The sequence below is a fragment of the Sphingorhabdus sp. genome, from assembly GCF_044354325.1.
In the GTDB taxonomy this organism is placed as follows: Bacteria; Pseudomonadota; Alphaproteobacteria; order Sphingomonadales; family Sphingomonadaceae; genus Sphingorhabdus_B.
In genome coordinates this window covers 1-11,090 of record NZ_JBILAF010000070.1, presented here as the reverse complement: position 1 = coordinate 11,090, position 11,090 = coordinate 1, and the positions used below count along the sequence as shown (strand labels likewise).

At 57.9% G+C, this 11,090-nt stretch carries 13 protein-coding genes, 1 tRNA gene and 1 pseudogene; 5 read left to right on the top strand and 10 right to left on the bottom strand.

Annotated features, from left to right (window positions below):
• The 3 genes from ACIQ0G_RS07530 to ACIQ0G_RS07520 all read left to right on the top strand — a co-directional run.
• Window positions 1-571 (top strand): TspO/MBR family protein (locus ACIQ0G_RS07530; RefSeq protein WP_397577371.1); only part of this gene is annotated, 571 nt, incomplete at its 5' end.
• 27 nt (window positions 572-598) lie between these two features.
• Complete coding sequence (locus ACIQ0G_RS07525; protein WP_397577370.1) at window positions 599-886, top strand: accessory factor UbiK family protein; 288 nt, start codon at window positions 599-601, stop codon at window positions 884-886.
• Between the two features lie 129 nt (window positions 887-1,015).
• Window positions 1,016-1,528, top strand: a complete 513-nt coding sequence (locus ACIQ0G_RS07520; protein ID WP_183939187.1) for a YbjN domain-containing protein — start codon at window positions 1,016-1,018, stop codon at window positions 1,526-1,528.
• A 2-nt stretch (window positions 1,529-1,530) separates the two neighbouring features.
• On the opposite strand, the gene ACIQ0G_RS07515 is transcribed toward ACIQ0G_RS07520, so the two are convergent.
• The 8 genes from ACIQ0G_RS07515 to argH are packed head-to-tail and all read right to left on the bottom strand — an operon-like array spanning window position 1,531 to window position 8,606.
• Window positions 1,531-1,947, bottom strand: a complete 417-nt coding sequence (locus ACIQ0G_RS07515) for a PaaI family thioesterase (RefSeq protein ID WP_397577369.1) — start codon at window positions 1,945-1,947, stop codon at window positions 1,531-1,533.
• Complete coding sequence (locus ACIQ0G_RS07510) at window positions 1,944-2,417, bottom strand: PaaI family thioesterase (RefSeq protein WP_397577368.1); 474 nt, start codon at window positions 2,415-2,417, stop codon at window positions 1,944-1,946. The genes ACIQ0G_RS07515 and ACIQ0G_RS07510 overlap by 4 nt, the downstream gene beginning before the upstream one ends.
• On the bottom strand, window positions 2,417-4,024 hold the full coding sequence (locus tag ACIQ0G_RS07505) for an amidase (protein WP_397577367.1): 1,608 nt from the start codon (window positions 4,022-4,024) through the stop codon (window positions 2,417-2,419). Before ACIQ0G_RS07505 ends, ACIQ0G_RS07510 begins: the two co-directional genes overlap by 1 nt.
• A complete protein-coding gene (gene proC / locus ACIQ0G_RS07500) occupies window positions 4,021-4,830 on the bottom strand; it encodes a pyrroline-5-carboxylate reductase (protein WP_397577366.1) in 810 nt (269 codons plus the stop codon). The genes ACIQ0G_RS07505 and proC overlap by 4 nt, the downstream gene beginning before the upstream one ends.
• Before the next feature lie 38 nt (window positions 4,831-4,868).
• Window positions 4,869-5,648, bottom strand: a complete 780-nt coding sequence (locus ACIQ0G_RS07495) for an NAD(P)-dependent oxidoreductase (protein ID WP_397577365.1) — start codon at window positions 5,646-5,648, stop codon at window positions 4,869-4,871.
• Window positions 5,649-5,658: 10 nt separating this feature from the next.
• Entirely contained in the window at window positions 5,659-6,921 is a 1,263-nt protein-coding gene (lysA, locus tag ACIQ0G_RS07490) for a diaminopimelate decarboxylase (RefSeq protein WP_397577364.1), read from the bottom strand.
• A 12-nt stretch (window positions 6,922-6,933) separates the two neighbouring features.
• Window positions 6,934-7,239 carry a hypothetical protein gene (locus ACIQ0G_RS07485; protein ID WP_397577363.1) on the bottom strand — a complete coding sequence of 102 codons (306 nt, stop codon included), beginning with the start codon at window positions 7,237-7,239 and terminating at the stop codon, window positions 6,934-6,936.
• Window positions 7,236-8,606, bottom strand: coding sequence for an argininosuccinate lyase (gene argH, locus ACIQ0G_RS07480; RefSeq protein ID WP_397577362.1), 1,371 nt, complete (start codon window positions 8,604-8,606; stop codon window positions 7,236-7,238). The genes ACIQ0G_RS07485 and argH overlap by 4 nt, the downstream gene beginning before the upstream one ends.
• Before the next feature lie 16 nt (window positions 8,607-8,622).
• Here argH and ACIQ0G_RS07475 point away from each other — a divergent pair, with 16 nt between their 5' ends.
• Window positions 8,623-9,216, top strand: a complete 594-nt coding sequence (locus ACIQ0G_RS07475; protein WP_397577361.1) for a TlpA family protein disulfide reductase — start codon at window positions 8,623-8,625, stop codon at window positions 9,214-9,216.
• Window positions 9,217-9,530: 314 nt separating this feature from the next.
• Here ACIQ0G_RS07475 and ACIQ0G_RS07470 read toward each other — a convergent pair.
• Window positions 9,531-9,606, bottom strand: a tRNA-Val gene (locus tag ACIQ0G_RS07470).
• A gap of 51 nt (window positions 9,607-9,657) precedes the next feature.
• Window positions 9,658-10,590, bottom strand: coding sequence for a hypothetical protein (locus ACIQ0G_RS07465; RefSeq protein WP_397577360.1), 933 nt, complete (start codon window positions 10,588-10,590; stop codon window positions 9,658-9,660).
• 201 nt (window positions 10,591-10,791) lie between these two features.
• Here ACIQ0G_RS07465 and ACIQ0G_RS07460 point away from each other — a divergent pair.
• Window positions 10,792-11,090, top strand: a pseudogene (locus ACIQ0G_RS07460) (M3 family peptidase); the annotation flags it as partial.

Here is an 11,090-nt window from a genome sequence, read left to right as displayed (position 1 = left end):
GAGCCTTGGTATGAACCAGATCGCATCCGCATCGCAGCCTCGCATGTCGTTATTGCGCTGGGCGTTGATTATCATTCCGCTCACGATGTTTCTTGGGTTTCTCTCCGGCACCATGTCAGGGTCAACCGCCGAGAACGCATGGTATCAAGCCTTGATTAAACCCGCCATTCAGCCACCGGGCTGGGTGTTCGGTGTGGTTTGGCCAACATTATATGTGATGATGGGGCTTGCCCTTTCGATGGTGCTCGCCGCGCGTGGCGCGCGGATCCGCACTGTGGCGATTGGCCTATTTCTGTTGCAATTTGTGATCAACCTCAGCTGGTCGCCGATATTTTTTGGCCAGCATGAAGTGACGGCCGCGTTTTTCATCATTCTTGTGATGCTGGGTGTCGCGATTGCTACAACCTTCGCATTTGCGCGCGTTCGCAAGGCTGCGGCATGGTTGATGGTGCCTTATTTGGTGTGGATTAGCTTTGCATCGATACTGAATTTTCAGATCGATCAGTTGAATCCTGATGCAGAAAGCCTTTACGTGCCCGCTACGAGTTCCCAGATAGGCAATGGCGGTTAATCTCCCGACCGCAATGGAGTGAATGACATGCAAAGCGAAAAGCGCATTTTTGATGATTTGGCCAAGGTACTGAATGGCGTTGCCGGAACAGTCGCTGGCATGGGCCGCGAAGCCGAAGCGAGCATGCGTGAGCGCGCCCGCGAATGGGCTGGCGGTCTGGACCTCGTGTCGCGTGAAGAATTTGACGCCGTAAAAACGCTCGCGGCCAATGCCCGCGCCGAAGCCGATGCGCTCGGTAAGCGGGTGGCTGCGTTGGAAGCCGCGCTTAAAGCGAAAGGTGGCACTGCGCCCGCAAAGGCCAAGCCTTCCAAATAAGTCCATAATCCGCCCGATTTGAACTTTTCCACAGTCGGCCCACAAGCTTGTGTTGCGCAGCATCGCAAGTCCCTTGCGCGCAAGTCAGTCAAGGGGCAGAATCGATGGCATCATAACAGGCGCAATTTTATGCACGACGCAGACGAACAATATGAGCAATTTGAACGGGACGAATCCGCGCCCGTAGACATGCTCGCCGCATTGTTCGAAGCGCGCGGCTGGTCGTTCGAGCTTGAGGGCGAGGACGAGATTACCGCCGAGTATAAGGGCAGCTGGGCCAGCTACCAGATCCGCGCTATCTGGCGTGAAGATGACAATGCGCTGCAGCTTATCATCCTGCCGGATATCACCGTACCGGTGGACAAGCGCGCGAGCGTGTACACGGCGCTCGGCCTTATCAATGAACAATTGTGGCTTGGGCATTTCGACATGTGGTCCGCGAACGGCATATTGTTGTTCCGCCATGGCAGTTTGATGGCGCCCAATGGATTGTTGGGTGTGGATCAGGCACAAACCATCATCGACGTCGCGATTGACGAATGCGAACGTTTCTACCCGGTGTTCCAGTTCATCATCTGGGGCGACAAATCACCCGAAGAAGCCATTGCCAGCGCGCTCATCGAAACGCACGGCGAAGCATAACGTCAGGCCGCGTCTTCGCGCTTGGCCTTAATCAGATAGTGCATATGGCCCATGGCAATGGGCTTATCCCGATCATCCTGCCACGCGCGGGCTTCGACATTGGCCATCGTGCGGCCAAGCCGCGTTACCTCGCCCACCGCATAGGTCATCTGGCCTAACCCGCCGCGCATGAAATCGACGGTGACATTGACTTGCTTAATGGCAGAATCGCTACCCTTGGCCTGTAAGGCGCGGTGAACCGCGGCGATGGCCGCGATTTCGAGCAATCCGGATATGGCGCCACCATGCAGAAACCCCGGACGGCCTTGCACACGGTCGGCAAAGGGCATGCCGATCACGGGCGCGCCATTGATATCGTCAACGACCGTCATGTCCAAGGCTTGGGCATAAGGCGGCAGAACGGATGGGCTATCGGTCATGATATGCGGTCTCCGATACGAATGAATGTCCCGCTTGCATGCGCCAAGGGCTCGTCCGGATTGCCATTATGGGCAAAGCCGCGAACAAAGCCGATGCTGTTGGTCAAATGATAGCAGATGCCACGGCCATATACCCGTTCGCCCGCTGGTGACGGGCGGAGATAGTCGATCCGCAGGTCCATGGTCACTTGCGGCCTGAACTCACCCAGCTTCGTCCAAATCGACATGCTGGTGGCATTGTCCATCAGGCTTATGATCACGGCCGACGCCAGGATACCGGTATCGGGGTCGGCAACAAGGTCTTCACGCCAGTCGATGGCCAGCTCCACCCAGTCAGCGCCATGGCCGACATAATCCATACCCAAAAACCCACCATGACCAAAGCTGCGCAGCAGGCGGTTGACCAGCGCGGGATCAAAACCCGCGCCGACGGGCAAAATAGTGGCCAAATCGGGTCCAGGAGAAACCATTATTTGCCTTCTATCGTTGACGAAAATTTGGGCAAAACACGTGCTTTTGAAAGCTGCTCATAGGCATATCCAGCCTTCAACACCTTATGGTCATGCCATTTTGGCCCGATGAAGCTTAACCCGACCGGCAGGCCAGCCAACAGACCCATGGGCACCGTCAAATGCGGAAAGCCGGCAACGGCGGGCAATTGGCTTGCGCTTGGTCCCGAAAAGGCATCGCCTTTGCCAAGTGTGGAGAGCCACGCCGGACCATTGGTCTGGGCGATGATGACATCAATTTTATCACGGGCAAAAAACTGATTGAGCGCCGCCGAGGCGAGGCCGCGTGACGTTGCCAGTGCTTGCAGATAAGCGGGATCGTCTAGCCCGTTTTCCTTGTCGGCGGTTTCAAAGGTGTCTTGTCCAAAATACTGCAACTCTGTGTCGGCATTCGCCTTGTTGAACGCAATGACATCGGCAAGCGTTTTATGGGGGACGAGGCCTTCGGGTAGGCCTTGCAAATAGCTTGCAAGGTCCGCCTTTAATTCGGCCAGAAGCACCTTGAATTCGCCTTGTCCGATTTTCTGGCGGTCGATCTTGCTGCCATCCAGCATGACGATTTCGGCGCCGCCAGCCTTCAATGTGGCAAGGGCCGCATCAAATAATGCGGCGTCGACATTCGGCGCACGCAGAACGCCAATCCGCATGCCTTTTAGCGCATCGACGGAAAGACCCTTGCTGTAATCGCCGCGCCATGTGTCCGCATCGGCGGTCGCGGCGTCCTGTGGATCGGTGCCCGCCATTGCCGTGAGCATGATGGCGGCATCACGGACCGAACGGGTCATGGGGCCTGCGGTGTCCTGACTGTGGCTGATCGGCACGATATAGCGGCGCGACACCAAGCCGACGGTGGGTTTGAAACCGACCACGCCGCTGACGCCAGCGGGGCAGGTGATCGATCCATCGGTTTCCGTCCCAATGCTGCCCGCCGCAAGGCCCGCAGCGGTTGCAGAACCACTGCCGCTGGATGAGCCGCAGCTGTTACGGTCAAGCGCGTGCGGGTTCTTTGTGAGGCCGCCCACTGCGCTCCATCCGCTGGTGGAGTTATCCGACCGGATATTGGCCCATTCGCTCAAATTGGTTTTACCCAAAATGACGGCGCCCGCCGCGCGCAGCCGCGCAATCAACGGTGCATCACGATTGGTGATATTACCGGCCAAGGCCAATGACCCCGCGGTCGTCGCGACGGGTCCGGCCACTTCGACATTATCCTTCACCAAGACCGGAATACCATGCATTGGCCCGCGATATCTGCCGGCGCGCAGCTCCGCATCCATGGCGCGCGCCTGTTCAATCGCATCGGGGAAGGTGGCGATGACTGCATTCAGCATGGGCCCGCTGTCATCGACCGCTGCAATCCGCGCCAGATAGGCGGCCGTAATCGCTTCGCTGTTCAACGCGCCAGCATCAATGCCGTCGGCCAATTGCGACAGGTCCAAACTTTCAATTGGCCCAGCCTTGGCAAGATTTGCGGCGGCCCGTTCGGTCGATGGTAGCGTTGGGGCCATTGCGGACACCGACGACGCAAAAGCGACGCAGCTTAAGATGAGTGCAATTTTAAGCTTCACGTCGCGTCTCCCTTGGCCAGCTCAGCGCCCCGGTCACGCGCGGCGCGCAATGTATCGGTCATCAGTACGTTCAACGCCGCATCCGCATCCAGCACCGCGAGCCCTGCGGCGGTGGTGCCGCCCGGACTGGTCACGCGCCGCGCCAGATCAGTTGGCGTTTCCGGCGAGGTCGCGGCCAAGATCGCTGCGCCCTCGGTCATTGCCAGCGCCAGTTGTGCGGCAATATCCCGCGGCAATCCGGCAGCTTCACCGCCTTGGGTCAGTGCGTCAATAAAGCGATAGACGAACGCTGGCCCGGACCCGGCAAGCGCCGTGACGGCGTCCATATGCGCTTCGTCGTCGATCCAGATGACCGCGCCCAGCGGAGCCAGTAACGATGCTATCTCTGCCCGTTGCTGCGCATCGTCATGTGGTGCAAAAACACCCAGCGGGGACTTGCCAATTGCGGCGGCCAAATTGGGCATCAGCCGGATGATGCGCACATCGGGAAAATACGCGGACAGCGTATTCGTCGTGGTTCCGGCAAGTATGGATATCAATGTCGCGCCGGGGGCGAGAATTCGCCCTATTTCGGGCGTCAGTTCAGCCAAAAGCTGCGGCTTGATACCCAATATGACGACATCAAAGCGCGTGTCCAATGCCGCAGACGACCGATGGACATGGACGCCCTCTGGCAGGTTTTGGGCAACCGGATCGATGATGTGGAAGGTGGGGGGTGCAACATCGGCAGCAAGCCAACCGCGCAGCATGGCGCCCCCCATATTACCACAGCCGTAAAAGCAAATTTTAGATGGGAAAGCGGACACAATGAAGACCTTGCGACTATTTACGCTGTCGTCATGCCCTATCCTTGCGCCAACGGCAACCGCAGGAACAGTGACAGGCCTTCGGGCGGTGGCGCTGGCGGCGCACTTGCGTGCCGAACAGCATCGGCGCGCGCACGATTGAGGATGGCCGCTGGCACGCCGGGATCATGAAACACATTGTCGGCTTCACCAAGCAGCCGCGCCGTGAGCAACGTAAGGTCATCGGGATTGGTGGAGAGCAGTGCAATTTCGATCAACCGGTCGCCTTTGGGATTTTCGGCCTGCATAATCCAATTGTCGACCGTCGCGTCGTCATGCGTGCCGAACGGGTCAAGCATGCCACCGGCGGCGAAACCCTGATCCAATGCACGTCGGCGCTCCGCCCCTTCGGACCAACGCGCGCGAATTTTGCTGCGGGCGCGGGAAATGGCTTCGGCCAGCGGGCCCAATGTTTCGGGTAGCAGTGTTTCGATACGCTGGCGAATGGCCTTGGCCATACCCGCCGATGCGCCGCCGGTGCCAACTGCAATTAACACAGGGGTCCGGTCGACAATCGCCGGTGTCGTAAAATCGCAAACTTCGGGGCGGTCGACGACGTTGACCAGCAAGCCACGGGCTTTCAATTCGTCCGCAGCAATGCGGGCTTCGTCCTCGTCCGCGATTGCGACAAAGGCAATCCGTGCCGTGTGATCGGCGGCGTCGACGCAAATGCCGCCCGCGCGTTCAATCAGCCGCCGTTTCGCATCCGCCATTTCGCCTTCACCGACCAAAATGACATTTCGGCCCTTCAGATTTACGAAAATGGGGAGCTGGTCCAAAGCTTTATCCTTATTTCAGCCAGTCGGGCACATGCTCGGCAGCCAAAATCGTCTCGGGCGAAATACGTTCCGCCACCACCGCGAATTTATCGCCGTCGACGAGCACTTCGGGGACGAGGCCGCGGCTGTTATAGGTGCTTGCCATCGTCGCGCCATAAGCGCCAGCTGTGCGGAATACGGCAAGATCATTGGCCTCAACAACATCGATTTCGCGGCCCATGGCAAAGGTATCGCCGGTTTCGCAGACGGGGCCCACAATGTTGGCGGTCATTTTGCGGCCATTTGGTTCGACCGCGTCAAAATCATGCCACGCATCATACAGCGCGGGCCGCGCCAAGTCATTCATCGCGGCATCGACAATGGCAAAGGGGGCATTGCCCGATCCGGGCTTCACGCGAATGACGCGTGTCAGCAGCACACCCGCGTTTCCGGCGATGACACGGCCGGGTTCGAACATCAAACGCACGCCCCAGTCCTTGGTCACGCGCGCAACCATCGCGCCATATTCGGCAGGTTCAGGCGGATTGTCACCGTCGCGATAGCGCACGCCAAGGCCGCCGCCCAAGTCAACATGGGTGACTTTATGGCCTTGGTCGCGCAAATCCTGCACCAGCGCACCGACTTTTGTGAACGCTGTCTCCAGCGGCTCAAGGCTGGTCAACTGGCTGCCGATATGCACCGCAACGCCGCGCATATTCAGTCCAGGCAACGCATGTAAGCGGCCATAAATTTCCGTCGCGCGGTGAATGCCCACGCCAAATTTATTGTCGGCTTTCCCCGTTGAAATCTTGCCATGTGTTCCGGCGTCGACATCGGGATTGATACGCAGCACGGCGTTCGCTTGATAGTTCAACGCGTTCGCAAGCGTCGCAAGCTCGCGGCCTTCTTCTTCGGACTCGATATTGAATTGCCCGATACCTGCCTTCAATGCGCGGACGATTTCTTCGGCCGTCTTGCCAACGCCCGAAAACACGATGTCTTCTGGTGCCATGCCAGCGGCCAGTGCGCGGTCCATTTCGCCGCCCGACACAACATCCGCGCCATAGCCCTGACGCGCGAGCACCTTGAGCACAGCCAAATTCGGGTTGGATTTTACGGCAAAGGCCAAATGCGGGTTATCAAGGCTCGACAAGCCAGCGCGGAACACTTGCGCGTGCCGCTCCAGCGTTGCGCGCGAGTAGATATAGACAGGTGTGCCAACCGCCGCCGCAATATCGGGCAGCGCGACATCTTCGGCGTGCAACACGCCATTTTTAACGTCAAAATAGTTCATAGGATGGGATACTTATTTGGAAGGCGTTTTTTCGGACGGATCGGTTTTTTCGGGGTCAAACGGTTTGGGTTCTTGCCCTGGCGGAATGTCGAACGGATCATCTTCGCGCCGGTCGGACCGTTTCAGCAGCTCGTCGGTGCGCCCTGGCCGTGCCTGAACCGATGGAGTCGTGAGAAGCTTTGCCGTTTGGTCCGTGGTCTGGCCATAAGCTTGCGGCGGCATGCTGTTGCCTGTGCGGGGTTCCAGATCGCCCACTTTGCCGCAGCCCGCAACGCACAGGGCGATGCCAATGATGAAGCTAATACGCGCCGGTTTCATGCCTCAAGTTCCTTTTTGGCAGTACTGATGGCTTCTTTTACGCGCATAGGTGCCGTGCCGCCAGCACTCGTCCGGCTGTTTACCGATCCTTCGATCGACAGGTCGGGCAAGTTGCAGCCCGCGAGCGCCGGATTAATGGCAGAAAGATCGTCTACGGTGATGTCGGACAGGCTTATGCCACGCGCCTCACAGGATTTGACAACGCTGCCGGTGACATGATGTGCCTCGCGGAAGGGCATGCCACATTCGCGCACCAGCCAGTCGGCCAGATCGGTAGCGGTGGAAAAACCGCTGGCCGCCACCTCGCGCATGCGCGGTGTGTTAAACGTCACATTGGCAACCATGCCCGTCATCGCGGCGATGGACAAAGCCAGCAGGTCATATGCCTCAAATACAGGCGGTTTATCGTCCTGCATATCTTTGGAATATGCGAGCGGCAGACCCTTCATGGTGATCATCAGGCTGTTCATGCAGCCAATGATCCGTCCTGCATGTCCGCGCACCAGTTCAGCCGCGTCGGGATTGCGCTTTTGCGGCATGATGGAACTGCCCGTCGACCATGCGTCGGGCAGGCTGATGAAACCATAAGGCTGCGACGCCCATATGATCATTTCTTCGGCCAACCGCGACAGATGCAGCGCCGTTTGTGCGGCGGCCGAAAGGAACTCAAGCGCGAAGTCGCGGTCGGAAACCGAGTCCAGACTGTTCGCCATGGGGCCGTCAAAGCCAAGCGCCAATGCCGTTGCGGCGCGATCAATCGGGAAGGATGTTCCAGCAAGTGCGGCCGCGCCCAAGGGGGACTGGTTCAACCGGCTGCGGCAATCGGCAAAGCGGCTGCGGTCGCGCTTTGTCATTTCATAATAAGCCATCAGATGATGGCCCAACGTAACGGGCTGGGCGACCTGCAAATGCGTGAAACCGGGCATGATGCTATCGGCATGTTCTTCGGCACGTGTCACCAGCGCCGACTGGAATGCGCGCAGGCCCGCATCGATTTCATCGGTCGCATTGCGCACCCAAAGGCGGAAGTCGGTGGCGACTTGGTCATTGCGCGACCGCGCGGTGTGCAGCCGTGCCGCAGGCTCACCCACCAACGCACGTAACCGCGTTTCGGTGACCATATGAATATCTTCAAGCGTGAGGTCTTCGGGCACGCCATTGGCTGCATATTCGGCGTAAATGCTATCGAGCCCGCTTTGGATCGCGGCATTGTCTGACGCCGTTATAATCCCGTTTGCGGCCAGCATATCGGCATGCGCTTTGCTACCCGCAATGTCTTCCTGCCAAAGACGCTTGTCGAATGGGATGGAGGCATTTATCTCGCGCATGATAACGCCAGGGCCTTCGCCAAACCGGCCGCCCCACATGCTATTGGAATCAGAGATGCGCTTTGTAATTGCCTTAATCCTTATAGTGCTGGCTGGGTGCGATAAAGAAAGCGAACCCAAGGGGCAAGCGCAACCCGCATCCACGGCCAAGGCAGGCGCATCTGACAAGGCCGATATCACTCTTGAAAGCGCCAATGGCATGCGTGCCACGCTCAGCTACACATTTGCAGGTCAAAAAGCGCCATCGGCACCTTTTGCCGATGCACAAGGTCAGGATGTCAGCCTTGCCGATTTTGAAGGCAAGCCGTTGTTGCTCAACATCTGGGCAACATGGTGCGCACCCTGCAAAGCGGAAATGCCGACGCTGGACGCGCTGGCGGCGTCGGAAAAAGGCCGGATGCACGTGATCGCGGTGTCGCAAGATCTTGAAGGACGCGCGCCAGTTGTCGCGTTCTTCACGGAAACAGGGGTCAAAAATTTGGAACCCTATACCGATGCTGACAATGCACTGCTGACGGCGTTCAACAACGCGATCGCGCTACCCACTACCATATTATATGACAGCAATGGCAAAGAAGTGTGGCGCGTGGCGGGCGGTGTCGAATGGGATGAGGCCGAAATGGCAAAGCTGCTGCGCGCAGCGGACTAATAGGTCCTGACCCTACATCAATATGCGGCGGACGCGCTGCTTTTCGGTTTTTCGGACAGTCAGTGATTCGGTCAGTGACCGCACGACCACATGTCTGTGCCGGGGATCATTGCAATGGGCGATTTCCGGTTGCTCGGTGTCCCGGGCAAAGGCTGTGTCGGGCAAAAATCCTGCCGACAATATGACGATGGCTGTGCCCAAAGTTGAAAAAAGTCCCCGCATTGCGGCAAAATGCCAGCAGAAAGCTTTATAAACGATGAATGACGAAGGGGTGTCCTGCATTTTTGGCGCCTCGATCGGCCATAATCCAAAAATGGTGGGCGCTAACGGGCTCGAACCGCTGACCCTCTCGGTGTAAACGAGATGCTCTACCAACTGAGCTAAGCGCCCCACTACGGGAAGCGCGCCTTTGCCAAAGCGTTTTGGCTTTTGCAAGCCTAATCAGATGATCGGAGCGGAACGGATGCCGATTGCGACAAAATAATCATCCAGCTTGGCAGATGTTTCGTCCGACAGTTCAATGAAAACCCGCCGTGCATCGGCTGGATCCTGACGCCGGACGAGCATGCCGCTTTCGGTCATTGCGGTAATCCACCGCAAGGCAGTCGTCGGGGGAACCGCAGCGGCAATACACAGGCTGGAAACCGACACATGCTGCCCTTCTTGCCCCGCAGCCTTTAGGTCTAGCAAAATATCCCAGGCCGGGTCCGCGAACAGATCGGGTGGAAAATAACGCTCCCGCATGCGGCGCAGCTTGATGATCTCGCGCAGCATTTGGGAATCCGTCGCGTCCGAACGCATAGCACTGGCGGATGGAAATCCCTGAAACCCACCCAATGGCGCTGGCCGAAAGGAAAGAGCTTTGTCGGATACCGATGTTTTGGGTTCCGAATCGGCCATGCGGGCAAGAGTGCGGGCAAATTCTGCGAGCTCGTCGCTGATTCGGTGCAGCGATCCGAATGGGACATCACGGTTCGTGTCATGCAGTCGGTCCATTTTGCCCCGTCCAAACGCCCCCGCCAAAATCGGCATCGCCTCAATGTAGTCAGCGTCGACGAAAAAATGGCACTGGCCTTGCGGAAGCGCTGCATAAGCGTCTTCGAGCCCGTCCATATTGGTCCACACCAACGCAGTGCTCCGATGCCTTTGAAGATACCGCGATATGCGCGCCAAGAAATCTTCTGGTATGTCCATTTTGGACGTAAAATGGACCAAAATGAAATCCGTCCGCTGTGTATCGTCCATCACCAGCGCGGTGCAGCCCATTAAGGACAATAATCGTTTGAGTTCAGCGATGCGTTGCGCATTGCCGCCGACGATCATGGCCGTGCGGCCATTGATGCTGGAATCAAAGGTGGGCGGGGGTTTTGCCATATATATTCTCCCGGCAATGCGAATAGGGGCGTCACGTCGCGAACGCACGATGTTTGCGGTGTGTGCAATGTACAATTTATATCCATTTTGGAAGAAACAGTTTTAGCGGACTGTTTGTTTGCAACGCGCCCGCGATGCGCTAATCCCCCTTTTCATTGCGCCTGCGCACACGGGCCGCAAAATGCAGAGGAGCAAATTTAGGTGAAAACGGGAAAAATCATATTGCGCACAGCGGCGCTTTTATTGTCAGGAGTTGCGATGACGGCGGTTGCACAAGCGAAAGACATGAAGTCCGGCCACATGGCCAGCGAGCCTGCGTTGCTGCAAGAATGGACCGGGCCCTATGAAGGCGTGCCGCCATGGGACAAGGTTAAAATTGCGCAATTCCCGGCCGCGTTTCAGGCCGCCATGCATGCGTCAAAGGCTGAGTTCGAAGCGATGCTCGCAAAGCCCGAAGCCATCACGTTCGACAACACCATCACCGCCAGCGAACTGTCCGG

Coding starts and splice junctions, on each gene's coding strand:
- ACIQ0G_RS07510 (WP_397577368.1), bottom strand. CDS start 2,417: ATGGTTTCTCCTGGACCCGATTTGGCCACTATTTTGCCCGTCGGCGCG.
- ACIQ0G_RS07515 (WP_397577369.1), bottom strand. CDS start 1,947: ATGACCGATAGCCCATCCGTTCTGCCGCCTTATGCCCAAGCCTTGGAC.
- ACIQ0G_RS07465 (WP_397577360.1), bottom strand. CDS start 10,590: ATGGCAAAACCCCCGCCCACCTTTGATTCCAGCATCAATGGCCGCACG.
- argH (WP_397577362.1), bottom strand. CDS start 8,606: ATGTGGGGCGGCCGGTTTGGCGAAGGCCCTGGCGTTATCATGCGCGAG.
- ACIQ0G_RS07475 (WP_397577361.1), top strand. CDS start 8,623: ATGCGCTTTGTAATTGCCTTAATCCTTATAGTGCTGGCTGGGTGCGAT.
- ACIQ0G_RS07520 (WP_183939187.1), top strand. CDS start 1,016: ATGCACGACGCAGACGAACAATATGAGCAATTTGAACGGGACGAATCC.
- lysA (WP_397577364.1), bottom strand. CDS start 6,921: ATGAACTATTTTGACGTTAAAAATGGCGTGTTGCACGCCGAAGATGTC.
- ACIQ0G_RS07485 (WP_397577363.1), bottom strand. CDS start 7,239: ATGAAACCGGCGCGTATTAGCTTCATCATTGGCATCGCCCTGTGCGTT.
- ACIQ0G_RS07525 (WP_397577370.1), top strand. CDS start 599: ATGCAAAGCGAAAAGCGCATTTTTGATGATTTGGCCAAGGTACTGAAT.